The following is a 23871-nucleotide window of genomic DNA, read 5'->3' as shown; positions in this document are numbered from 1 at the left end:
CATCCCTCGCGCTGCGCGCTCGGGCCGATGAGGTATCGACGACCACTGCGACGAGTCCGGCGCAGACGTGCTGCGTCCAGGTCGCGGCGGCAGCGCGGATCGGGCGTGCTCTGGGCATGAGAGAGCCCCGACCAAGCGGTGGTGATCGGGGCTCTTGCTCTCCGCCGGCGGTGTCGTCGCGGCGGCCCTACGCGGCCGATTGGTACGGCGTCGGCCACGACTCTTGACGTTCGGCGGCGCGGCCACTGCCCTCGCCGTCATCGAGGGGAGCGGAAGCGGAGGTCGAGCTCTTCCGAGGCTTCGGCGCGCGGGCGTCGACGCCACTTCGGTCGTCGTGCTTGAGTCGGTCCAGCAGCGCCGGATCGGCCGCGCCGACGATCTCGGTGACCATGTCCAACAGGCGCTGGGTGCGGACGGTCTCGTCGCGGTCGCGGACGGTGCGCGTGACCCTCGCCTCGGGCTGCACGTCGAGCAGGTCGTAGAGCTCGAGCGCCACGCGGGTGTGGTTCTCGCCAGCGTGCTTCTTGGCCTGCGCGATGCGCGCCTTCTCCTTCTTCTCCTCTTCCGCTTTCGCCTTCTGAGCGGCCTCGAGCTGGCGTTGCAGCTGCTCGATCTCGGCGTCGATCTTCTTCATGGTGATCACTGCTCCTTCACTGTCGTTGTGCGCCCTTCGGGCGGTCTCGTCCTTGTCGTCCGCGGCCTGGCGGCCGCTCGGCTGGTCGGGGGAGGGGAGCGGGCTCCGGTCTGGTGTTCCGTCATCGGCCCTGTCCTCCCGCCAGGGCCAGCGCCTCGAGCACGGCGTCGAGCGCATCCGGGTTGAGGCCGGTGATCGCGTCGGACAGGTCGACCGGGTGCTCGCTGCTGGCGAGGCTCGTGGCGATCTCGAGCACGCGGCGCTCTCCGCCGCTGAGGTGGCCCTGCTCCGCTTCGGCAACGGCTGGGTCGAACCAGAGGCAGCCAGCCTCGTCCTGTCGGACCCACGGCCCGCTCAGCAGCCGTCCGTCGAGGGCGGTGACGAGCAGCTCGACGGCGGCCTCCAGCGCCAGCAGACCGCGCGCCCAGGAACGGAGTGCCTCGAGACGGCCAACGTCGGGGCTCACGACGTCACCTCCTCGGTCTCGCTGGTGTCCGGCGCAGGCACCAGCGGTGCACCGGTCGGGCACCGAGAGGGCATCGCGACGTCCCTGCAGTGCCGTGCCCCGAGACGAACACTCCGGTGACCGGATCGGGCACGATTCGGGGCCGTGCGATGCTCCACCGGTGTCACTGCGGTGACCTCGCTGATGCGTGCCCGATATCGGTGACCGAGACGGTCACACGGAGGGCACTCCGGTGCCCGCTAAGCGCTCGGATCACGGCGTTTCACTGCTCCCAGGATCGCGGATCATCTCGATGCCGAGGGGTTGCACCACCGCGGCCCTGATACCGAATGCCGTCGAGAGGTCGTTGAAGAACGCCCGGACCTCGGAGTCAGCGCCGGGATCGCCCTCGACGACCTTCGTGAGCTCGCGCTCGAACTCGGCCCGCGAGAGCGACTTCCTTTTGGTGGTCGGCACCGTGCGGCGGGCCTTCGGGCTCTTCCTGCGCTTCTTGGACATCACTCAGCCTCCTTCTGGTCGTCGGCAGGCATGACCGCCTGCAGCTGCGCGTTCTCCACGAGGAGGCGTGCCAGCTTGATCTCAGCCGGCCGGGCATCTGTGGTCTCGAGGGCCTCGAGCTCGGCCCGGAGCCGGGGGAGGTCGCGGATCGCCTGTTCCCGGCGTTCGTCGGCCTTACGGCGCTCATCGGCGGCGAGGACCAGGTCCGCTGCGGAATCGGCGTCGGCCTGCTCCTCGGCCTCCTTCTGGTGGTCTCCGTTCACAGGCGTGTTGGGGTCAACCTGCTGCCGTCCCGCCTCGTACTCCTCCCAGGCAGTGCGCCGGACGAACCCGCGGCACAGACGCGGTGCCGCCTTCGGTAACTGCCACTTGCCCGAGATCTCCATGTACGGAGCGGAATGATGCGGCTGCCACTTCGCGACCGCGTCGATGTAGTGGTATTCCTCGAGCAGCGGCTCCGGCTTCGTGATCCACGTTCGTGTCACGAGCTGCTTGTCGGTCGTGCGGCCGTTCTTGCCGGTGGTGGCCGGCACGACCCATTCCTCAGGCTCGAGGAGCAGCTTGATCTCGGCCGTGAACTGGTTCTGATCGACGGGCTTCGCCGCCGGGTTCCGCTCCTTCGTCCACGCGTAGTAGTGCGCGTGAGCCTGTCCGAAGGCGACCATCGTCCCGACGAACTGGTCGAGGCACTCCTCGGCCCAAGCCGCCACGGACTGCGTCTCGAGCCGGTAGGCGTCGAGTGCCTGGCGCACGGCCTCCGGCTCGTCGGCGGTCATGTCCCAGAACTTCGGCATGTCGACGAGGACCTTGTACGCGATGTACTCGCGCACCTCGCGACGCAGGACGTAGTCCTCCTTGATCCGAGTGTTGTCCGCCTCTCCGATGAACCGCTTCGTGAAGGGGATCAGCTGGAACCGGCGCAGCAGCGATCCGGTCTTGTCGCTGGACTCGATCGGCGAGTTGAGGTTGTAGAGCATGCCGACGTTCGGCCGGAAGCTTACCGGCTTCTCGTACTTCCGGTCGATCGTGATGCGATCGTGCGTGATAGTCGCCTTGAAATCGGACACGTCGCGGTAGAAGCCCCCGACAGGGATCTCGTCGACGATGTTCCCGAGAGCGCCGATGAGGGGCTGGGTGCCGAACTGGCTGCCGAACGCTTCCAAGGTGACGCTGACGCAGTTGTCCGCGCCGATGAGCCCACGGATCAGCTCGTTCTCCGTGCCCTTGCCGGTCGAGCCGAGCGGGTCGGAGAACAGGAACGCCTTGCGCCAGTTCACCCGGTTGCGGAGCATCGCGCCCCTCACCTTCCAGATGTGCTCGGCCATGCCCGGTTCGGGGTGGGTCTGCTCCGTCCACGACTCCACCTCCCAGAAGCCGCCGTCGCACTGGTCGTCGGCGATGCGCGGCAGTTCGGGACGCTGCTCGGGCAGGGCAGTGTCGAACTTGGCCAGGAAAACATGCTCGGGCGAGAACGGGATCCGCTCGTTCGTCCGATAGTTGACGATGGTGTTCGCCATCGGGATCAGGTCGGGGTCGGTGCTCTCGGTCGCGCGCTCCGCGAACATGCGCACGAGGCGGCGGACCTCCTTGTAGCCCTTCTCGTCGATCGAGGCGTTGTAGTCCTGGACGAGCGACGCAAGCCCAGGGACGCTGGGAGCGTTGCCCTTGCCCGCGACGCCGCTGTACTCGCACGGGCGGTAGATCCCGCGATCGGGCCCGGATGTCTGGTAAATGCCGAGCACGCCGACGCCGTCGTCCTTGGCGCTCACACCGTCGGGCACGACCTCCTTGATGATGTAGAGGCGGTGCAGGATCCTCGCGATCTGCCAGCAGGTCAGGAGGCCCTTCAGCGGGAGCTTGTCCGGGTCGCCCTGAGCCTTCGCCCTCGCGTTCGCCATCTTGATGACGTTGTTGATGGTGCTCAGCAGCTGCCTCTCGAGCAGACGCGGCTCGGGCGGGTCGTCGGGGTCGAGGGCGGCGAGGTAATTCTCAGTGGCGACCGTGATGACCTCATTTATCGGAGGGACGCCATCGTAGGGGGCGAAGTGCTTTTTCGTCGTGATGGCGGCATCGACGAGGGGGTACGTGGACTGCTGGGACGGGTTGCTATCTGGCTCGTCGCCGGGGAAAATAGACATGAACGATCCTTTCGAGGACGCCTGGAATATGAGTCGCTAGCTCGCTCAGGCGGTTGAAGATCTGAATGAAGAAGCCTCGGTTTGCCCACCGGGGTTTCTTCATACTCAGACGACGGTGGTGACGGCTTCGACGAGGCGGCCCAGGTCCGATTCGCGGATCTTCCACGCGCCGGCGATCTTCACGGCGGGGATCTGCCCCTTGCGGATCTTCGCGAGATTCGTGTGCTTGGAGCCGTAGCCGAGTTCAGCCAACGCGCTGAGCTCGTAGAGCCTCACAGGGACTCCGTCCTCGGTGATGAGGCTGGGGAGCGCCCGGGGCGATGGGGTGAGTGCGGTGAGCATCACGAGGGCCTTTCGTCGAGGTCGGTCAGTCGTCGGTGATGATGTCCGGCTACTGCCCGCGCTCAGCGCGGTCCGGCCCCGTCCGAGTCCGTCCCTCGTCCCGCAGCCCCTCACGGCGTTAACGGTCTGGCTCATCCAGGACCTGATCGACCCTGGCCTCTGCACTGGATTGGCTGCACCAACTGGGTGCGGCCTTGCCTACAAGATTACACGATGCACTGCGATTGCACCAGTTTCAAAGTGCGGTACTGTGATTGCAGCAGTATCGACTTCCTCGTAGATCAGGAGACGCGCCGTGGCCGACACCTCGCCGACCGATACCTTCGCTCGACGCCTCCGCGAGGAGCGCGCCCGAGCGGACGTCAGCCAGACGGCGCTGGCCAAGCGGATCTCGGAGATACTCGGCTATTCCGTCGATGGGACTGCCGTCACGCGCATCGAACGGTCTCAACGGGCCGTCCGCCTTGATGAAGCCGTTGCTGCGGCTGAGGCCCTCGACGTGCCGCTCATGACCCTGCTGACCGCCACGAGTAGCGTCTACCGCAGGATCCGCGCGCTCCGGCGCGACCTCGAGCTGCAGGAGCAGCGAGCGAAGGCGGCAGAGTCGGAATTTCAGCAGGCGCAGTCCGCGATGGCTCATATCCAAAAGGAGATCGAGGGACTTGAGGCTTCCCTGGAGAACTGACCGCCGGATCGTATGCTCGCGCGCAGCGGCCCGGCGGCCAGGCTCTCCAAGGTCGGCGCTGAGTGCCGGGCTGGACGCTCGTGGAAGGGCGGCAGGCGGTGGCGGTGCGAGCTCCGGTCACACAGGATGTGTGACTGCGAATTGCTTGGTAAACCAGACGAAAACAACCCCGGTCACACAGTCACACACCCTTTCGACCTCTTGCGCGTATGCGCGGGGGATCTATATGTATATATCCCCCGCGCACGTACGCGCATACTTCTTTCGAGGGGTATGTATGTGACTGGTCGTGAGTGAGCATGCAGTGATGTTGGTTTATGAGGCGAAATGCCGGTCACACACCTAGTCACACACACCATCACGCACCCAGTCACACGGGAATCCGCGTGTGACTGAGGCGAGCCCCCAACCACCCGCCTTCCTCCCGCGACCCCGGCCTGGCGGCGAGCCGCCGCCCGTAGGGCGGGGCCGCGAACCTCCCGCCTGTCCCCACGTCCACGGCAGTCCTCCCGCAGCCGTTGCCTTCGAGCCGATCCTGTGTCCGTGCCCCGCCATACAGTTGATGCCATGGCCGACTTCCCGCCCACGTCCCGCGCCTTCGCCGACGCCGTCCACCACTACCGCCAGCTGCGCGACCTCAGCCTCGACGAGCTCGCCTACGTCCTCTCCCAGCTCGGCCACGGCCTGACGACCGCGGACCTGCGCCGCATCGAGCACTGGGAGCGGGCCGCCACCGTCGACAACCTCATCGCCATTGCGGCAGCCCTCGGCGTACGCCCGGCGATCCTGCTCAGTCTGCGGATCATGAGTCGAGTCTCTCGCATGCATCTGCCAGGGAGCGGCAGATGCGGAGACTGCCGTGGCACGGACCTGCTGGCGGTATTCGGCAGTCAATGACAACATTGGAAATATGGCATCGCTCCCGTCTCGCTTCCGTGCTTTCGGTACCACGATGGTCACCATCGTCCACAGCCCCGGTACCGAAGACGAGCAGCGATTTGACGTGGAGGCTCACATCCAGGCAAAGACCGGGTTCTTTGCTGTAGACACGCCGATATATGAAGGCGATGTCGTGGAGTTCCCGGACCCACGCGGCGGCACAGCTCGTAAGGTCGCGGCGGCTGTCGACGTCAACAATCCCACGGGGCCATCATTCCGCGGCATGGAGCACATCCACGTGACCTGGGGCGCTGCACCGCCGAGCCGAATAGCAGCTGTACGCCGACTGTCGATCGAGAACCTTCATGAGGACATCATCGGCTCATCGAGCGAACTGTTCGCCGACGGGCACTACGAAGCCGCCGTGAGCGAGGCATTCAAGTCGATCGAAGTCCGCGTGCGGGAGCTCACGGAGTCCACGCAGTCTGGCGTCAAGTTGATGGGTGAGGTGTTCGGCGGCTCGAACCCGCGGGTTTCTGTGTCCACCGCATCTGGTCAGAGCGGAAAGGACGAGCAAGAGGGGTTCGCAGCGCTCTTCCGTGGGGCGATGCTCGGAGTTCGGAATCCAAGGGCGCACGACCTGTTCCGGCCCCGGGACCCTCAACAAGCGTTGGAATACCTCGGATTCGCCAGCCTGCTTCATCGCCAGCTCGACGGCGCGACTGCGAAGTAGCGGCTCTCTCGCAGAGCGAGGTCTGAACGCCCGTCCGTACCGGAGCTTGGTCAAGTTTCGGCATAACGACTGACTTCGATTAGCGCGTGCCCGGGCGCTGATGCGATGCCCGGGCACGGCGATCCGCGGTCCTACTGTCGGCCGATGAAGGTAGAGGGCGTAGCACTTACTACCCCGTCAGCGAATCGGCTTGGTCGGAACGCTTTGAAAAGTGGCGAGTTGTCTCCTCGAACTTCATCAGCGACGAGCCGTCCTAGTAGGGGAGCCATGGTCATTCCGCTGTGGGTGACGAGCGAGTAAGCGCGGTGGTGGTCGTCGAGGTATCCGACGATGCTCAGACCGTCTTCCGGGAAGCTGCGTCCGCTGAAAATGACGTGGTCCACGGGGATGTGCGTGCCGAAGAGCGTTTGGAGCTCGGATTCCATGACGGCCCGGACCTCGTCGAGCAGCTCCGGGCTCTCTCCTTCCTCGGTACGAGCTTCCACTGAAGGAATTTGGACGAACATGCTGCCGTCGCGACGGGGCCTCACGTTAATCTTGTCTGAAATGATGATCCGGTTGAGGTTCACGTCAGTGGGAGCAGTGACACCCAGCAAACTGTGCGTCCGTGGTCCGGGCTGAGACAGATCTGCCACTGGAAGCAGGAGACCCGATCGATCTGCGATAGCTCCGGAGTCTGCGCCTGCGGCGATGATCACTTGGTCGAAGTTCCGAGTGCCTCCGTCGGCGAATTCCACGGCCGCCCCGTCTGCGTTGGTCTCCACGCGGATGACTTCTGCAACTTCCGGTGCAATGCCGGTCTCGTCGAGGAAGCCCTCGACGAGGCTGCCGAACGCTTCGTTGTCCAGGTGGGCTTCGAGAGGAAAGAACAAGCCTGAGTCCGTCGGCCAGTTGACGGTGGGTTCGAGCTCGCGTAGGCGGTCGGAGCCGATTCGCTCGACCGGGTAGTCGAGCTCAGCCGATTCAGTGAATCTCTCGTCATATCCGGTCACGTTGTCCGGCGAGCTGTCGAACATGATGCACCCGTGCTGGTGGAACCAGGTTCCATGACTGGCGAATCGTTTCTGGAACTCCTCGTGAGCTGCGATTCCGGCACGGTTGAGTCGGTGGTAATCGGCGGGCAGCTTGTGGTTGGCGTTGATCCAGGCGAATGACCGACTGCTTGCTTGTGCGTAGGGGCCGGTCTTGTCGACGATCGTGACGTCATGGCCGTCTTCGACGAGGTTGAACGCGGTGGTGAGTCCGAGGACTCCTGCACCGACGACGAGTATCTTCATGAAAGGGCTCCTTCTTCTTCGGAGAGTGTTCGGGCTTGCGGTTTCTTCACGGCAAGCATGATCAGGTAGGCGATGAGGCTCGCGATGATGCCGAAGACTGCGTAGGGAATGGTGGTTCCTGCGATGTGGGCAACCGCGCATACGACGAGGCCGGCCGCCATAGAGACGTATCCGACTGAAACGTCGAGGATCCATTTGTTGGTCAGGACCATGCCGAGGAGGAACGGTACAGCCAGCATCGAAGCCGAGTAGGCGTAAGTGGCAACGAGCCAGTTCAGCGCTGTGGGGAAGACGATGGCAAGGACTGCAGCGACTGCGGAGACTGCGACGGTGCACCAGCGAGACATCGCAACGAGGTCGGAAGATGTGTCCTTGTTCTTGACGAACGCTGGCCTCAGGTCATTGACCAAGTTGACCACGACAGAGTGCAGCGCCGACCCGGTGGTCGAGACGATCGTGGCCATGAGGAACGCACCGTAGGCCGCAATTAGCCAACCGGGCAGCTGGGCGAGGAACCACCCTGCCGCCTGTTCGCGGCCGTCGATGCCGAATTGGCCAGTCATGCTGCGAACTGAGGCCCCGATGATGAGTGCATAGACACCGGAGATTCCGATCAGGATACAGCTGAGGTAGATGCCCTGTCGGGCCCGTTTGACGTTGCTGGCAGCAAAGATGCGCTGATAGTAGAGCTGGTTGGTCAGGGTGCCGGGAAGGATGGAGAACAGCCACAGCAGGATCGTCAATCCGCCGGCAGCTGTGAGCCCGGTAGGCATCGTGGTCAGCTCGGCCGGGAGGTTCTTCACGATCGTCGACGGTCCGCCGGCGTTGATGATCGCGTATGCGCCGACAACCACTGATGCGATGACCATGAAGACGCCGAAGAAGAAGTCCGACCATGCGACTGACGTCAGACCGCCGGGGAGGACGAAGGCGATGGAGACCACGGCCATGATGATGATCAGTGGCGTGATCCCAATGCCCGTCACCGCGTTGAAGAGGTTGGCGAAGGCGATGAACTGTGTGGCCAACCAGCCGAACGGAACGACGATGACGGCCAGCGCGACCATGGAGAGCATGAGTCGGTGCTCGCCGTAGAGCTTCGTGAAGACTTCGGGGATGGTGGAGAACGTCCGGCGGCGCAGCCATCCAGCGAAGATCGCAATGACGAGGAGGCCGACGATGACGAAGATCTCGTACCAGAACACTGATAGGCCCCATGCGTAGGCGATGCCGACGTGGGCGACGAGCACGCCGCCACCGACTGCGGTGGCGTATTGCGTGAAGGCGATGACGTAGAGCGGGAGGCTACGGCCGCCGACGACCCAGGAGTCATTGGATTTGGCTCGTTTGCCGACATAGAACGAGATGAGTGCGCCGATCCCGATGACGATGGCAGCAGTGACTGAGATGAGTACTGTGGTGCCGATGTTCATGACGGGCTCCGATCAAAGCGCTGAGAGTCCATGATTGCGATCGCATCTGATGAGGTGCCCGTTTCGACGAAGTCGCTGACGATGGAGCCCATCATCGGTGAGAATTTGAATCCTTGACCGGACATCCCCACGGCCAACACGATGCGCGAGTCGGCACTTGAAGGGCCGACGATCGGAGCACCGTCGACAGTGAATCCCTCGGTCCACGTGGACACGCGGTAGGGAATGGGGTCGACCCCGGGCATGAGGCGGGCAACGGCGTGCTCGGTCGACTGGACGACCTCGTTCTCGATGAAACGCGGGAGGTCATCGACCGAGTCCAGTGTCTTCCACGCCAAGTGGTGAGGCAGAATCTTGATGCCGAGTCCGTCGAGGGCAGGGAAGCAGGAGAATCCGCCTTCTGGATGTCGACGGATGGAGATGGGCATGTGTTCTGGCGTGTGCAATGGGATGTCTTTGGCTGGGAACCACATGGCGACCAAGCGCAATGCTTCGACGGTGCTGGAGTCGAACTCGGTCAGTTCGTTCACCCATGGGCCGGTGGAGACGACGATCTTGTCGAATGCGTAAGCTCCATCGGCGGTGTCGACCATGACTGAGTGGCTCAGGGAACGGATATTGAGCACTCGAGAATAGGTCTTGAATTCCGTTCCGAGCCGCTCGGCTTCCTTGCGTGCGGCGAGGACGGCAGCTTCTGGTCGAAACACTCCGGCGACCGGATCGAAGACGCCTACTTCATCGCTGTCGAGCCCGAACTGTGGGTACCTTTTCGCCATCTCCGTTTGCGAGAGCACTTCGTGGTCGAGGTCCGCGGCCTGAGCACAGTCGATGACGGCTGCGACGTCTTCAATGTCGGGATGGCCGATCATGAGTCCGCCGCACATGGTGAGCACGGAGGTGTTCTGGTTCTTTTGCAGTTCTTGCCACTTGTCGAAGGACTTCCTCAGGATGGGCACGTATTCCGGGCCCTCCTTGTAGATGGTCCGAAAAATGCGGGATTCGCCGGCTGATGCGCCCCGGTCGTTAGGGGAGTTCCACTGGTCGAACACGGTGACGTCGTATCCGCGGGTGGCCAATTGCCATGCGGTCATTGTTCCGATGATGCCGGCTCCGATAACGGCGATCTTCTCGGGGTTAGCTGTTATCAATTTGACTGACCTCCAGAGTCATATTTCGGGGGTGGATGTAAAACTCGGCAACCTCGATGATGGAGTCATCGACCAGATGCGTGGTGCGCTGTTGACAGACGACTGGCTCCGAGGGAGAAATCTCGAGATGGCTGGCATCGAACGGCTCAAGGAGGGCTGCCCTGAGAACGGTGTTTGCTCGTCTGATCCCAAGGCCGAGAGAGTTGTAGTACGCGATTGTCGTCAGGTGTTCCAGGTTCTGCGAGAGGACCTCTGGCGCACGGCTGAGGTTGATGCAGCACCGTTCGAGAGCCAGTGGTTGACCATCAGCGCTGTATTTCAACCTCGTCAGCGAAGCTGTCGGCTGCCCTTTTGGGAACACGTTTCGACTGAGCGGAAATGATTCGGCTGAGGACACTTCGACGCTGACGACTTTGTGGTCGCCGTCGACTTCAGGACTGGTCAGCGAAGGATCCATCATCCGGAGCAGGTTGGTGCGCAGGCCAGTTGAGGCGACGGTCGTTCCGGATCCGCGTTTGCGAGAGACGAGGCCGGCTTCCGCCAGGGCGTTCATGGCCTTCTGCACGGGGTTGCGACTGACGCCGAAACGCTCCATGAGTTCTTTCTCTGTGGGAAGTTTCTGCCCCACGTCGAAGAGCCCTCTGTGGATGTCTGCTTCAATGCTCTCTCGGATCTCCAGGTGCTTCGCTGTCGCCATATTGTGATGCTAGACACACAAATAAGAGATTGCAATAGATCAAAGGTAATTACTTTTCGGCAGCGACCAACTTGAAATATGTGCCGGGCGAAATGATGCAAACGGCTGTCACTGTGTGACCCTGACGCGGAAGCTCACGGATGGTCGTAGGGTGCCGCCTCGTTAGGCGTCAGGCACTCATGCAACTCTCTGAACCCGCTTGCGCGTGTTATCTAACTGGCATTGAGAAGAAAATTTAGAACGTTCTCAGCGCATGAGAATATTTCCTTGCGGTACTCGGAAGATCCTGTTTAATGAACCACGGGAATCTCACCGCGACGATGAAGGAACTAATGGATAACGGAGCTGCCTCAGACTTTCGAGATTCGAGAGTGCTTCGTATCCTCAGCGCCTTGGCGAAAGTTCCCCAGTCCACCGTGCGTGACATCGGTGAGACAACGGGAATTCCGGTGAGCACTGTCTACCGACTAGTGAAATTGCTGGTTGCCTTCGGCTTCGTGCAGAAGACTTCCACTCGTCATTACGGTGCTGGCCCGATCGCCGTGCAGCTTGCTGCACGGTACCGTGACTCGACCCTGGCGACTGGCTCGATCACACCATACCTTCGTCAGCTGGCTCAGAGTTCAGGCGAGTTGGCGGCATTCATGGTGGCTCACAGCACCGAGGCCGTCTGCGTCGAAACGGTCGAGTCTAATCACACCCTGCGGTGTTCCTACTCAGTGGGAGCTTCCCAGCCACTCTTGCGGGGTGCCACGGCGACCGTTTTGCTGTCTCGTCTTGATGCCCAGACTCGCAATGAAATCTACACATTCTACGACGCCGACGTCGAAGTTCGAACCAAGTGCGAGCAAGAGTGTTCCAAGACACGAAGCGATGGGTATGCAGTCAGTTTCGGTGAGCTCGATTCGGGGATCTGGGGTGTCAGCGCTCCAGTTGTCGACGACGGTGGAAATCTGCGAGGAGCAGTCACTTTGATGGCCCCAGCTGAACGCAGTGTCGGCCGCAGCAGGGAACTGATCAATAGTGTGCGCCGTACGGCGGAAGCAATGAGCGGGGGAATAATTTGAGTAGAACGTACATGAGTTCTTGGACCGGACGCGATGATGGTCCGGACGCGCGGAACGCTCGGTGGCACAACACAATAGCTCCGTGGAGCTCTGGTGCCGAGGTCGGAACAGCTCTGCTCGGCTTTGCCAGCGACGAGGGAGTCAGACGTAATCGCGGACGTGTGGGTGCTAGATCCGGTCCCGAGATGCTGCGGTCCATGTTGGGGTCGATGGCAGTCCACCACTCGGGGCCCCTTTACGATGCTGGCGATGTGCATGTTGACCGTGAACTGCTCGAGGATGGCCAGGATGAGTTCGCCGATGCGCTGGCAGAATTGCTCGCCGACGGTCACTTCACCATCGGGCTCGGCGGCGGACACGAGATAGCCTATGCCAGCTATTCTGGCCTCTCTCAGGCACTTGGCGCTGGAGACGATTGGAAGCTAGGCGTGTTGAATATCGATGCCCACTTCGACTTACGCCGAGAAGCGCGCGCGACCTCGGGAACGGGATTCAGTCAGATAGCTGACACTGAGAGATCAGCTGGGCGCACATTCAATTACGCGGCAATCGGAATCAGCGAATTCTCCAATACACGTTTGCTCTTCGACCGCGCTCGGGACTTGGACGCGCGGATTTTGCGAGATGTTGACTGTCATTTCGGAAACGTGGGGCTCGTGGAGAGCTTCGTTACCGAATTCGCGGATTCAGTCGACTATCTCTATTTGACGATCGATCTTGATGTCCTCCCCGCCGCGTATGCTCCGGGAGTCAGCGCGCCGGCCGGGTTTGGGGTTTCCGCGGAAGTGGTTCGTCATATCGTCAACACGGCTGTTCGAACCGGAAAACTCGTTCACGCCGACATCGCAGAACTCAACCCTAAATTCGACATCGACAACCGAACGGCGCGCACTGGTGCGGCGCTGATCTCAGACCTAACAAGCAATCGAGGATGACTACGATGGAACTTCAACTTGATCTCGTCCAATCAGCGGCGCTGGCTCTCATATTGTTGGCTCTAGGGGAGTGGGCACGCCACAAGATCGCGTTCTTACGACGATTCTGTTTCCCCGCCCCCGTCATCGGTGGATTCCTCTTTGCTCTTCTCGTCCTCTTGCTTCGGCAGACTGGAGCTGCGCAGATCGAGTTCGACACTTCATTGCAGGAGCCTGCCATGGTGGCGTTCTTCACCACCATCGGACTGGCAGGCTCTCTGGCAACAATCAAAAAGGGCGGCCGACTGCTATTCGTCTATCTGATAGCGTGCTGGACACTCGCGATCGCGCAGAACCTCATCGGCATCGGACTTGCAAAGGTCATGGGGGTCAACCCTGTGCTTGGCGTCATGGCTGGTGCGGTCAGCCTCGAAGGAGGGCACGGCGCAGCTGCAGCCTTTGGGCCGACAGCCGAAGCCATGGGTGTTGAAGGAGCGACAACGGTGGCCATCGCCTCAGCCACGTTCGGACTCGTCGCTGGAAGCCTGCTCGGTGGAATGCTTGCGAGCTTCCTGGTCTCAAGGAGCAAGGTGAAAATTCCAGAACTCGAGCGCGTTCGTGTGAATGGCGGTTCCGCTGGAATCTCCGAGGGCACAGGAGAGAACGTCGACGTTTCGGGCTTGGATAACAAGGGAGGACCCAACTATTCGAGCCTTCTTGTCGTGGCTCTCATCATTGGCGTGATCATGACCATCGGCATCGCGCTGGGAAACTGGATCTCCACAGCGGCAGGTTTCTCGTTGCCGGCCTACGTCGGTGCCATGATCGTCGCGGTCGTATTCCGCAATGTCAACGACAAACTCGGCTGGGTGCGGATTGACGATCGTACGGTTGATTTGGTCTCACAATTCACACTCGGGTTCTTTCTCACACTGGCGATGATGAGCCTCAAGATTTGGGAGCTGTCGTCGTTGGCCGGACCGTTGGTCGTCATTCTGGTGGTTCAGCTTGCGTTCATTCTGTCGTTCGCTGCATTCGTCGTATTCCGCATGCTGGGGAAGAACTATGATGCTGCAACCATGGTTGCTGGCTTCATCGGCCACGGGCTCGGAGCTACACCGAATGCACTGGCCAACATGGACGCGTTCAGTGCCAAATTCGGTGTGCGATCGGAGAAGGCGTTTCTCGTCGTGCCACTCGCGGGTGCAGTCCTCATCGATCTAGTTGCTTTGCCGTGGATCGTGTGGTGCCTGAACTGGGTCGGTTGATTTGTTGTGGAGATGAATTAGTCCCCATGAGCGCCGGTGCTGTTCGCCGCGGGTGTCTGGTAATTGCGCTTATTGGGGCGTGGAAACACGACGGTGTCGCGTGAGCCGCGAGTCCCCTGTCGCATCGGTCGCACTGCCGTTCGCGCCTGTGTTGAGCGATACCACCGCACCACCGCGCGTAAGACTAGTTTTGGTCGCGAAACGGTAAAGGAAGCCCGAACCGATCATACTGTGTCTATGAGCTCAGCAGAAGACAGTAGTCAAGCGCTACCAAGTGATGGAGTCTACCGTCGACCACGACACGAATACCTCCGGCCGCAGAGGTCCTTGGATCTCGGGGCGCTTCCAGACCAAGGGTTCTTCAACATTGCCGGTACCGACTTCTACGAGGAGCGGATCGTCGCTCTGTCAGATAATAGTCTGAAAGTTGAACTGGTGCCGGAACCCGGTAATCCATGGGATAAGACTGCGGTTTCGGTTGAGCACGGCGGTACACGTCTCGGCTACATGCCGTCGAAACTTGCCTCTTCGTACTTCCCGCTGATCGTGACGTTCAACAGTTTGGGATTTGCGGTATTCACGAACGCGCGAATCACCGATGGCAACGAGTGGTCATCGAATCGCTTGACTGTCGAAGTGAGATTTTCGGGCCTCTCACTGGTGACCCTGCTGCGCATGTGGAGCGGAACTTTCGAAGTTGCCCGGGCCGTCTTCGCGACCCTACCTCTCGATGATGATGGAAAGTATAGCCTGTTCAACCTGTGGTCGGACCTCGAAACGACAGTGTTGGAGCGTGCTCACGAAATAGCTGATGCTGTGGATATACATAGCGATTCGGTCGTCAGCATTCAAAGCTCATGCAATAGTAGGTCATTTCTTGACTACCCGTTCCCACATCGCTCTGTTTTCAGACTGATCCAGAAGACTGAAAGAATCCGTCGAATCAGGTTGAAAAGAATTCGCCGAGCACTGAACGTTGAACTGGCCAGTCGAATGGTGTCAGAGGGCATGACACGAGTAGCTATTGGCAAGGTACTTGATGTTTCTTCAGGCACAGTGACTCGATATCTCAGCGAGCGTACTGGCCAAACTTCGGAACCGGTCGACGATGAACTTGAATACGCAGTTCCTACCGGTGAGTGGGCTGGTGCATATGAAACAGCGTTGGCTTCGGCAATAGAGGCGGCCGTGCCGCTAGATCGCGTATGGCCAGTGAGAATTGTCGAGGCGAAGCATTGTAGCGGTGGGGTGATGAGCTACTACGAGTGCTGCGTTCTGGCCCGACTCCTCGTCGATGCAGGGCTGACGCCTGCTCTAATCGCAGATCTCTTGAAAATCGACGTGGACTCAATCGGAGCTTTGGTCGCGGATGCCTACTTCTACGATGACCCGAGTTCCGACCGCGCCCGGAACTTAGCCATCGAACAATTTCGTGAGAGCGGAGCATCAATTGCATATCGTCCACGGTCTGCAGAAGAAGCCGATGCCATCACTCCGCAGGTATTCCATGACCACCTCAGCCTTCTGATTCGGAACTACTACAAGGGGACCCTGGGCTTGCAGTCGTTACGAAGCAAAGCGGAGCGTGCGATACAAGCAGCCGTTGCAGACAGGAGACTCAACTCCGTTACACCGGACACGCTTAGCCTAGACGAAAAGGACAGCATTCTTGCGCTCGCTGACCAGTTGTGGACTCCCTCAGAAATCGGGGACGAGTGCCAACTCCCGGAGGCGGTAGTACGAATAGTGATCAGCGACAGCGGGAAACGCGTTTGGACTCTCAACGACCGTTCGGCACTTGAGCGTGCATACCGTTGTTTCGACGCCCTCAATTTGAAGAGATCGGGTTTCACCTATGCTGAGATTGCTTCTCATCTCAAAGTGGGTCGATCGTCAGTTAAAGGCCTCCTTCGAGATGGCAGACGCTATGAAGAGCTTGCTGATGGTGGTGAATCATCGGTGAATCTGTCCGGCCGCTCCGCCGCTGTCCTTTACGGGCTTCGCCGTCAATGACTTCACCAAAAGATTTGTGACACGGAATTGCGGCTTTTGAACCGCTCTCATGAAGTCCGTTGATTCGATGTTCAGTTGACGGGCTCCATTTACCCACCCCTTTCCGAACACTGGCCCCGGCCAGCAGCGGCAGCGTGCAGATCTTCGTGATCGCCGCCCGGGCAGAGTTCGCGTGGATGGTGCCCATCCCGGGCAGCCCCGAATTCAATGCCACGAGGAGGTCGAGGCTTTCGGCCTCTCTGACCTCGCCGACGATGATGCGCGTCGGCCGCATCCGCAGCGCCTCTTTGACGAGGGCACGGAGGGTGACTTCGCCGGTGCCTTCCAATGAGGGCTGGCGACACTGCATGGGGACCCAGTCACGGCTGGGCAGATTGAGTTCGAAGACCTCTTCGCAGGAGATCGTGCGTTCACGGGCCGGAATCGAGCCGGCCAAGGCATTGAGCATCGTCGTCTTGCCCGCCTGAGTGGCCCCGGAGACAAGGATATTTGCCCCGCTGGCCACGGCCGCGTCGAGGAACTCGGCGGCCCCGGCCGTCAGCGATCCATGCGCGATCAGATTGGCGAGATTGCGCGGCCGGGCGATGAACTTGCGGATATTCACAGCTGGGTGGGTGCGAGTGATATCGGGCAGCACCACATGCAGACGGGACCCGTCGGGCAGGATGGCGTCGACGAACGGCTGCGACAGATCGACACGGCGGCCCGAGGTGCGCAGCATCCGCTCGATGAGGTCATCGAGTTCACCCGAACTGAGCTTCGTCGTCGTCAGCTGATGGATTCCGTCGACGGCGATGAACACCTCGCTCGGTGAGTTGACCCAGATCTCTTCGACGTGCGGATCGTCGAAATAGTCCTGCAGGGCACCGAAACCCGAGAGCTGATGATCGATATGCCGGAAAGTCGCCTCTTTGTCCTCGAGCAGGGGGAGATCGGCGACGAGGCTGCGCTCGTCGTATTCGGCGATGACGGTGCGAATGAGCTCACGAGAGCGCTGAATATCGGCGCGGGGATCCACATCGAGATCTCTGATCCGTTTGTGAACCTCGCTGGTGATGACTTCGGTGGCTTCCACTCTGAACCCTTGCCTGATCATTCAATAGACAGCGTGATTTGCTGTTTAACCTATCTGTAGTCGAATGAAGAATCCAGTGAAAAACCAAATCTGTGGATAACGGAGAATCGGTTCGGCAAATGCCCGCCGTGTAGTTTCACGAATGTCACTAAGGGGGCTTTTCGTCTTGCGCAGGGGTGGGTTTCGATCTATATTTTCCTCACCAGTCTTCGTGTGAAGCGATGTGAGCCGCGCCGCCGGCGGGATGAATGAGATCTCCCGCCGGCGGCGCTTTTCCTGCTGTCGAAGGGATCCTCGCCTCCCGGCTGGTACGAAGAATCTCATATTCTACAATGCGTAGAATTCGGCGTCGTGGTCCGAGTACGGTCGAAACTGCCAAGAACGACAGCGACCTGGAAAGGCCGTTCCCGCTGCGCGGTGCACCGGTGCCGCAAAAGGAGCACAAGTGATCTCCCGACCCGCTTTCACCATCGTCAAAGACACCCTTCCCGTCATCGGATCGGCCATCGGCGACATCACCCCGATCTTCTATGACCGGATGTTCACCGCCCGTCCCGACCTGCTTGCTGACCTGTTCAATCGCGGCAATCAGGCCCAAGGCGAACAGCAGAAGGCGCTGGCCGGCGCGATCGCCGCCTATGCCAGCCTGCTCGTGTCCGAGGATGCGCCGAACATCGACGCGATGATGAGCCGGATCGCGAACAAGCACGCCTCGCTGGGCATCACCGAAGACCAGTACCCGATCGTCTACGAGCACCTCTTCGCCGCCATCGGCGAGGTCCTCGGCGGAGCGGCCACCCCCGAGGTCGTGGACGCGTGGACCGAGGTCTACTGGGATATGGCGAATACCCTCATCGCCGCCGAACGTACGCTCTACGCCCACCACGACGTCGACCCCGGTGACGTCTGGTCCGACCTGGTCGTCACCCACCGCCGGCAGGAATCACCGCACACCGTCAGCCTCCTCCTCGCTCGCCCCGATGGTGGAGCTCTGCCGCAGGCTCGGCCCGGGCAGTACATCTCCGTCCAGGTGCAGCTGCCTGACGGGGCGCGGCAGATCCGCCAGTACAGCCTCACCCGGACGAGTTCGAACGACTCCTGGGCGGTGACGATCAAGGCCGAACCGGGCTGCGCGGAAGCGGGCGTCCCTGCTGGTGAGGTGTCGAACTTCATCCATGGAAATGTCTTCGAAGGCGACCGGGTCCGCTGCTCGCTGCCTTACGGCGACCTCGTCGTCGAAGAGGCCGAGACCCCGCTGCTCCTCGTCTCTGCGGGCATCGGCTGCACCCCGATCCTCGGTGCGCTCAATGACCTCGTGTCCAAGGAATCCCGGCGCGAGGTCACGGTCCTCCACGCCGACCAGTCGATGGCCTCCCACGCCCACCGGCAGGAGATGGCGCAGCTCGTGGCCCAGCTGCCGGGGGCCCGGATGCACCACTGGTACGAACAGCTCGGAGCGCGGGGGACGAGTGAGACCGTCCACGAGGGCTTCATCGATCTCGCCGAGGTGGACGTCCCCGTCGACGCGCAGGTGTACCTGTGCGGTCCGCCCCCATTCATGAAGGCCGTGCGCCGCGGACTCGATGCGCTCGACGTGCCCGAGGACAATATCCACTTCGAGGTCTTCGGCCCTGACACCTGGGCGACCGTGCCCGAGCTCGTCCCCGCCTGACCTCAACCGGGGGATGGTGCGGATGCGCGCCGAGGCGGTCCCGCCTCGGCGCGCATCCGTCGGTTCTGGGTGGGGAGGGGGCATGCACTAGAATCGCATCATTATGGCCTCCACTGATTACTCTTCTGAAATCGCCAACCTCCGCCAGACGTACAAAGCGATTCTCGACGTGTCCGATCTGGACAATCTGCGCGACGAGGTTGCCGAGCTCACGGAGCAGGCGTCGTCGCCGACATTCTGGGACGACCCCGACTCGGCACAGAAGACCTCGGCCAAGCTCTCGCACAAGCAGGGCACCCTGGAGAAGCTCGAGAAGTTCGGGCAGCGCATCGACGATGCCGAGCTGCTCGTCGAGATGTCCCAGGACGAAGGTGACTCGGATTCGCTCGAAGAGGCCGACCGCGACATCAGGAAGCTGCGCGATCAGCTGGCCGAACTCGAGATCTCGACCCTGCTCAGCCACGAATACGATGAGCGCTCCGCCGTTGTGACCGTGCGGTCGGGTGCCGGCGGCGACGACGCGACCGACTGGGCGCAGATGCTCACCCGTATGTACGTCCGGTGGGCGGAGAACCGCGGCTACAAGGTGCAGGAGCTCGACACCTCCTATGCCGAAGGTGCAGGCATCAAGTCCGCGACCATCCAGATCGACGCGCCCTATGCCTATGGCACGCTGTCGGTCGAAGCCGGCACCCACCGCCTGGTGCGCATCAGCCCCTTCGACAACCAGGGACGCCGTCAGACATCATTCGCTGCCGTCGAGGTGGTCCCGCTCATCGAGTCGACGGACCATGTCGAGGTCGACGAGAACGATCTGCGCATCGACGTCTACCGGTCCTCGGGCCCCGGCGGACAGTCGGTGAACACGACTGACTCGGCCGTGCGCATCACGCACATCCCCACCGGTGTGGTCGTGAGCATGCAGAACGAGAAGTCTCAGATCCAGAACCGTGAAGCTGCGATGCGTGTCCTCCAGTCCCGCCTCCTCGACCTCAAGCGCCAGGAAGAGGCCGCGCAGAAGAAGGAGCTGGCCGGCGACATCAAGGCCAGCTGGGGCGACCAGATGCGCTCGTATGTGACCCATCCGTACCAGATGGTCAAGGACCTGCGCACCGGCTACGAGGTCAACAACCCCTCGGCGGTCTTCGACGGCGACCTCGACGGACTCATCGAAGCCGGCATCCGCTGGCGCAAGGAACAGGAGATGGCCGAAGAGGCCGAGGCCTGATCCTTCGGGTAACGGTACCGAGCCGTCTCGCTCGGTCGATGGCCGACTGAGGGTCGGCCGCCTCGGCGAGGTTTCGACCATCACCGAGGCGACTGTGAACTTCATCAGATCGCACCACACGCCCGGCCGCCTCCGCGAACATCACGGAACTGTTACGTACAGTGGAAGCGGCCGAGCCACCCGCAACATGATTGAAGACCGACTTGATCAGATTCGACTCCGTTTCGAAGTCCTACGACACACGTTCCCGCAAAGCACTCGACGACATCTCGTTCGAGGCTGACCGCGGGGAATTCGTGTTCCTCGTCGGGGCTTCCGGTTCGGGAAAGTCCACGGTCATCCGACTCATTCTGCGTGAAGAGGTCCCCAGCGCCGGACGCATCCACATCGCCGGAAAGTCCGTGGTGAAGATGCCCAGCTGGAAGGTGCCCTACCTGCGGCGGGGGATCGGAACCGTGTTCCAGGACTTCCGCCTGCTGCCGAACAAGACCGTGTTCGCTAATGTGGCCTTCGCCCTCCAGGTGATCGGAAAATCCCGCGCGGCCATGTCGACGCTCGTCCCCGACGTCCTCGAGACCGTGGGCCTGGCCGGCAAGGAGAAGCGGTACCCCAGTGAGCTCTCCGGCGGTGAGCAGCAGCGTGTGGCCATTGCCCGCGCCGTGGTCAACAAACCCGGAATCCTCCTCGCCGACGAGCCGACGGGCAACCTCGACCCGGCCACGAGCGCAGACATTATGAACGTGCTGGAGAAGATCAACCGCAACGGCACCACCGTGCTCATGGCCACTCACGACGGAGAGATCGTCAACCGGATGCGCCGGCGGGTCATCGAACTGCGCGAAGGCGAAATCGTCCGCGACGTCGAAGAAGGCACCTACGGAGTCGCCTCATGAGGGCCGGTTTCATCCTCTCCGAAGTCTGGTCGGGCCTGCGCCGGAACTTCTCCATGGTCATCTCCGTCGTGCTCGTGACCTTCGTGTCCCTGCTCTTCGTCGGAGCCGCGATCCTGCTGCAGATGCAGGTCGGGCAGATGAAGGACTTCTGGTACGACCGTGTGCAGGTCTCAGTGTTCCTGTGCCCGCCGGATTCGGAGGCGACGAACTGCGTCGACGGTGAGGTCACTGGAGACCAGAAGGACCAGATCCGGGCCGAACTCGAAAGCTCCGATCTGGCCCCCTATGTCGACAAGGTCTACTTCGAGGACAAGACCGAGGCCTACGAACACTTCCAGGAGCAGTTCAAGGGCACCAGCCTCGAAGGCACCGTGCCCAAGGACGAGATGAACGAGTCCTTCCGGGTCAAGCTCAAGGACGCCGAGAAGTACGACATCATCAAGGAGACGTTCTCGTCGACTCCCGGGGTCGAAGAGGTCGTCGACCAGAACCAGCTGCTCGATCGACTGTTCGGGGTGCTCAACATCGCGACCATCGTGGCGATCGCGATCGCCGGCATCATGCTGCTGTGCGCGATGCTGCTCATCGCCACCACCATCCGACTCTCCGCGTTCTCCAGACGCAGGGAGACCGGCATCATGCGACTGGTCGGTGCGTCGAACACCTTCATCCAGATGCCGTTCCTGCTCGAGGGGGTCATCGCCTCGGCCATCGGGGCGACCCTGTCCGCCGGTGCCCTGGGGCTGCTCGTCCGCTTCGGAGTCAGCGGCTGGCTGCAGTCGCAGGCCACGGGATTCAGTCTCATCTCCGGATGGGACGTCCTCCTCATCACCCCCGTGCTCATCATCATCGGTGTGCTCATGGCCGGAGCCTCGTCGCTGATCACGCTGAACAAGTACACGAAGGTCTGAGATGAGACGCAGACTCGGACTCGTCGTCACGGCCGCCGCACTGGCGGTGATCATGCCGGTCACCTCGGTGGTGGCCGACCCGCGCGACGACAAAGGCGAGGTCGACGAACGCGTCAAGGAACTCCAGCAGGAGTTCGAAGGCCTCGACGAGGAACTCGCCCGCGTCATCGCCGAACGCGACGCCGCGCAGGAGAAGCTGCCGGATGCCGAAGCCGAATCGAAGGCCGCCGACGATGCGCTGGCGAAGGCGATCGAGAAGGACGAGGACATGGCCGCGCGCCTGACCTCGGCGGAGAATGCGCAGAAAGACCTCAAGGACACGATCAAGTCCGGCACCGAGGAGATCGACAAGCACAAGACCTCGGCCGCGCGCATCGGGCGGCAGGCCTACCAGAACTCGGGCATCACCTCTGATCTGGCGATGCTTCTGCAGATGGCCGAGGGCACGAGTGCCGACGGCGGTATCGGCCGCGTCGACTCTGCGGTGCGGTCCCAGCAGCGCACGATCGACAAACTCTCCGAACAGCGGGCGCTGAACAAGAACAACGAAGAGCGGCTCTCGGGCGTGACCGAGAAGATCTCCGACCTCAAGGACGAAGCCGCCGAGGCGGTGCTGGCCAAGGAGGCCGCACAGGTCGATGCGAAGAAGAAGGCCGACAGCCTCAACGATCTCATCTCCGCGAAGGACGATGCGGAGAAGACCATCTCCGACAACAAGGCCAAGACCGAGAAGCAGCTGGCCGACGAGAAGGCCGAGCAGGATCGTCTGGCCAAGAAGGTCCGGGAATGGGAGAAGGAGCAGGAGAAGAAGGGCAAGTTCGTCTTCGGTGACGGAGACTTGGCCAATCCTGCCAAGGGATACCCGACGACGTCGCCGTTCGGATACCGCGTCCACCCGATCACAGGCGCACGGAAACTGCACACCGGAATGGACTTCGGTGTCCCCTGCGGAACCCCGATCCGTGCGGCCGGCGACGGGATCGTCGTCACCTCCGGCTGGACCGGCGGCTACGGCAATCGCGTTGTCATCTCCCACGGCAAGATCAAGGGCGATTCGATCGCGTCGACCTACAACCACAACACGAAGCTCAAGGTCCGCGACGGGCAGAGGGTCAAGAAGGGCGACATCATCTCGTACTCCGGTACGACGGGCGCGTCGACCGGTTGCCACCTGCACTTCGAGATCATGAAGAACGGCACCTACGTCGATCCCAAACCCTTCATCTTCTAATTGCTACCTGACGGCGGCTGAGCAACCTCGCGCGAGGTTGCTGGGCCGCCGTCAGGTAGTTCTGGGAGGGGACGGGCGTGCGGAAGGTGGCCGATGGGATAGAATGGATGGCTGTGCCCGCAAACGCGTGCACTGGTGATCGGAAGCAGAATCGGGAGCAGAGAGGAGGCCGGTCATGCCGAAGGACACAGGCAAGAAAGTCATTGCGAGGAACCGCAAGGCGCGCCACGACTATCACATCGAAGACACGTGGGAGGCCGGGCTCGTACTCACCGGCACCGAGGTGAAATCGCTGCGCGAAGGTCGAGCCTCGCTCACCGACGGCTTCGCCCTCATCTTCCAGAATGAGGCCTGGCTGGAGAACGTCTACATTCCCGAATATATGCAGGGGACATGGACGAACCACTCGGCCAGGCGCCGCCGCAAACTGCTGCTCCACCGCGAGGAGATCCTCAAGATCTCGCAGAAGGTCAAGGAATCCGGTCGGACCCTGGTTCCGCTCGAGCTCTACTTCGACGGTTCACGCGTCAAGGTCGAGATCGCCCTGGCCAAGGGCAAGCGCGAATGGGACAAGCGTCAGGCTCTGCGCGAGGCGCAGGACAAACGCGAAGCCGAACGCGCCATGAAATCCAAGCAGTACCTGTAAGACGCGGCAGGTGAGCGGGTTCG

23 protein-coding genes are annotated in these 23871 nt (G+C 61.6%); 13 read left to right on the top strand and 10 right to left on the bottom strand.

Annotated elements, in window-relative coordinates; genetic code table 11:
* Window positions 1-187: 187 nt before the first annotated feature.
* The 5 genes from HF684_RS13325 to HF684_RS13305 form a co-directional block, all read right to left on the bottom strand.
* Entirely contained in the window at window positions 188-634 is a 447-nt protein-coding gene (locus HF684_RS13325; protein ID WP_169252851.1) for a hypothetical protein, read from the bottom strand.
* Between the two features lie 121 nt (window positions 635-755).
* Window positions 756-1100: a hypothetical protein gene (locus HF684_RS13320; RefSeq protein ID WP_169252850.1), complete on the bottom strand. Its 345-nt coding sequence runs from the start codon at window positions 1098-1100 to the stop codon at window positions 756-758.
* A gap of 252 nt (window positions 1101-1352) precedes the next feature.
* Entirely contained in the window at window positions 1353-1598 is a 246-nt protein-coding gene (locus HF684_RS13315) for a hypothetical protein (RefSeq protein WP_169252849.1), read from the bottom strand.
* Entirely contained in the window at window positions 1598-3736 is a 2139-nt protein-coding gene (locus HF684_RS13310; RefSeq protein WP_169252848.1) for a phage/plasmid primase, P4 family, read from the bottom strand. Before HF684_RS13310 ends, HF684_RS13315 begins: the two co-directional genes overlap by 1 nt.
* Before the next feature lie 105 nt (window positions 3737-3841).
* Window positions 3842-4078, bottom strand: coding sequence for a hypothetical protein (locus tag HF684_RS13305; protein WP_169252847.1), 237 nt, complete (start codon window positions 4076-4078; stop codon window positions 3842-3844).
* Window positions 4079-4373: 295 nt separating this feature from the next.
* On the opposite strand from HF684_RS13305, the gene HF684_RS13300 reads away from it, so the two are divergent.
* From HF684_RS13300 to HF684_RS13290, 3 genes are all read left to right on the top strand, one after another.
* Complete coding sequence (locus HF684_RS13300; RefSeq protein ID WP_169252846.1) at window positions 4374-4763, top strand: helix-turn-helix domain-containing protein; 390 nt, start codon at window positions 4374-4376, stop codon at window positions 4761-4763.
* Between the two features lie 567 nt (window positions 4764-5330).
* Window positions 5331-5660, top strand: coding sequence for a helix-turn-helix transcriptional regulator (locus tag HF684_RS13295; protein WP_169252845.1), 330 nt, complete (start codon window positions 5331-5333; stop codon window positions 5658-5660).
* A gap of 55 nt (window positions 5661-5715) precedes the next feature.
* Window positions 5716-6375 carry a TIGR02391 family protein gene (locus HF684_RS13290; RefSeq protein ID WP_169252844.1) on the top strand — a complete coding sequence of 220 codons (660 nt, stop codon included), beginning with the start codon at window positions 5716-5718 and terminating at the stop codon, window positions 6373-6375.
* Window positions 6376-6506: 131 nt separating this feature from the next.
* Here HF684_RS13290 and HF684_RS13285 read toward each other — a convergent pair whose 3' ends face one another.
* From HF684_RS13285 to HF684_RS13270, 4 genes are read right to left on the bottom strand one after another with little or no spacing between them, the layout of a single operon-like run.
* Window positions 6507-7652 (bottom strand): FAD-binding oxidoreductase, encoded by a 1146-nt coding sequence (locus HF684_RS13285; protein ID WP_169252843.1) that lies wholly within the window; start codon window positions 7650-7652, stop codon window positions 6507-6509.
* Window positions 7649-9085, bottom strand: a complete 1437-nt coding sequence (locus HF684_RS13280) for a sodium:solute symporter family protein (protein WP_169252842.1) — start codon at window positions 9083-9085, stop codon at window positions 7649-7651. The genes HF684_RS13285 and HF684_RS13280 overlap by 4 nt, the downstream gene beginning before the upstream one ends.
* Window positions 9082-10233 (bottom strand): N-methyl-L-tryptophan oxidase, encoded by a 1152-nt coding sequence (gene solA / locus HF684_RS13275; protein ID WP_282433904.1) that lies wholly within the window; start codon window positions 10231-10233, stop codon window positions 9082-9084. The genes HF684_RS13280 and solA overlap by 4 nt, the downstream gene beginning before the upstream one ends.
* Window positions 10220-10930, bottom strand: coding sequence for a GntR family transcriptional regulator (locus HF684_RS13270; RefSeq protein ID WP_169252840.1), 711 nt, complete (start codon window positions 10928-10930; stop codon window positions 10220-10222). Before HF684_RS13270 ends, solA begins: the two co-directional genes overlap by 14 nt.
* A gap of 293 nt (window positions 10931-11223) precedes the next feature.
* On the opposite strand from HF684_RS13270, the gene HF684_RS13265 reads away from it, so the two are divergent.
* The 4 genes from HF684_RS13265 to HF684_RS13250 all read left to right on the top strand — a co-directional run bounded on the left by HF684_RS13265 (window position 11224) and on the right by HF684_RS13250 (window position 16192).
* Entirely contained in the window at window positions 11224-11997 is a 774-nt protein-coding gene (locus tag HF684_RS13265) for an IclR family transcriptional regulator (protein WP_348981385.1), read from the top strand.
* An 11-nt stretch (window positions 11998-12008) separates the two neighbouring features.
* Window positions 12009-12932, top strand: a complete 924-nt coding sequence (gene hutG, locus HF684_RS13260) for a formimidoylglutamase (protein ID WP_169252838.1) — start codon at window positions 12009-12011, stop codon at window positions 12930-12932.
* Between the two features lie 5 nt (window positions 12933-12937).
* Window positions 12938-14179, top strand: a complete 1242-nt coding sequence (gene gltS, locus HF684_RS13255; protein WP_169252837.1) for a sodium/glutamate symporter — start codon at window positions 12938-12940, stop codon at window positions 14177-14179.
* Between the two features lie 237 nt (window positions 14180-14416).
* Window positions 14417-16192 carry an HIRAN domain-containing protein gene (locus HF684_RS13250; protein ID WP_169252836.1) on the top strand — a complete coding sequence of 592 codons (1776 nt, stop codon included), beginning with the start codon at window positions 14417-14419 and terminating at the stop codon, window positions 16190-16192.
* Here HF684_RS13250 and HF684_RS13245 read toward each other — a convergent pair.
* Window positions 16077-17267: an ATPase, T2SS/T4P/T4SS family gene (locus HF684_RS13245; protein ID WP_248278942.1), complete on the bottom strand. Its 1191-nt coding sequence runs from the start codon at window positions 17265-17267 to the stop codon at window positions 16077-16079. The genes HF684_RS13250 and HF684_RS13245 overlap by 116 nt on opposite strands.
* A gap of 445 nt (window positions 17268-17712) precedes the next feature.
* Here HF684_RS13245 and HF684_RS13240 point away from each other — a divergent pair, with 445 nt between their 5' ends.
* From HF684_RS13240 to smpB, 6 genes are all read left to right on the top strand, one after another.
* Window positions 17713-18939 carry a globin domain-containing protein gene (locus tag HF684_RS13240; protein WP_169252835.1) on the top strand — a complete coding sequence of 409 codons (1227 nt, stop codon included), beginning with the start codon at window positions 17713-17715 and terminating at the stop codon, window positions 18937-18939.
* 103 nt (window positions 18940-19042) lie between these two features.
* On the top strand, window positions 19043-20167 hold the full coding sequence (prfB, locus tag HF684_RS13235; protein ID WP_025780922.1) for a peptide chain release factor 2: 1125 nt from the start codon (window positions 19043-19045) through the stop codon (window positions 20165-20167).
* 203 nt (window positions 20168-20370) lie between these two features.
* Window positions 20371-21060 carry a cell division ATP-binding protein FtsE gene (ftsE, locus tag HF684_RS13230; protein WP_025780920.1) on the top strand — a complete coding sequence of 230 codons (690 nt, stop codon included), beginning with the start codon at window positions 20371-20373 and terminating at the stop codon, window positions 21058-21060.
* On the top strand, window positions 21057-21971 hold the full coding sequence (ftsX, locus tag HF684_RS13225) for a permease-like cell division protein FtsX (protein ID WP_169252834.1): 915 nt from the start codon (window positions 21057-21059) through the stop codon (window positions 21969-21971). The genes ftsE and ftsX overlap by 4 nt, the downstream gene beginning before the upstream one ends.
* A gap of 1 nt (window position 21972) precedes the next feature.
* Window positions 21973-23202 carry a M23 family metallopeptidase gene (locus tag HF684_RS13220; RefSeq protein WP_169252833.1) on the top strand — a complete coding sequence of 410 codons (1230 nt, stop codon included), beginning with the start codon at window positions 21973-21975 and terminating at the stop codon, window positions 23200-23202.
* Window positions 23203-23377: 175 nt separating this feature from the next.
* Complete coding sequence (gene smpB / locus HF684_RS13215) at window positions 23378-23848, top strand: SsrA-binding protein SmpB (RefSeq protein ID WP_169252832.1); 471 nt, start codon at window positions 23378-23380, stop codon at window positions 23846-23848.
* Window positions 23849-23871 lie beyond the last annotated feature (23 nt).

The sequence above is a fragment of the Brevibacterium sp. 'Marine' genome (genome assembly GCF_012844365.1).
Classification (GTDB): domain Bacteria; phylum Actinomycetota; class Actinomycetes; order Actinomycetales; family Brevibacteriaceae; genus Brevibacterium.
This window is presented reverse-complemented; position numbering and strand designations above follow the sequence as displayed.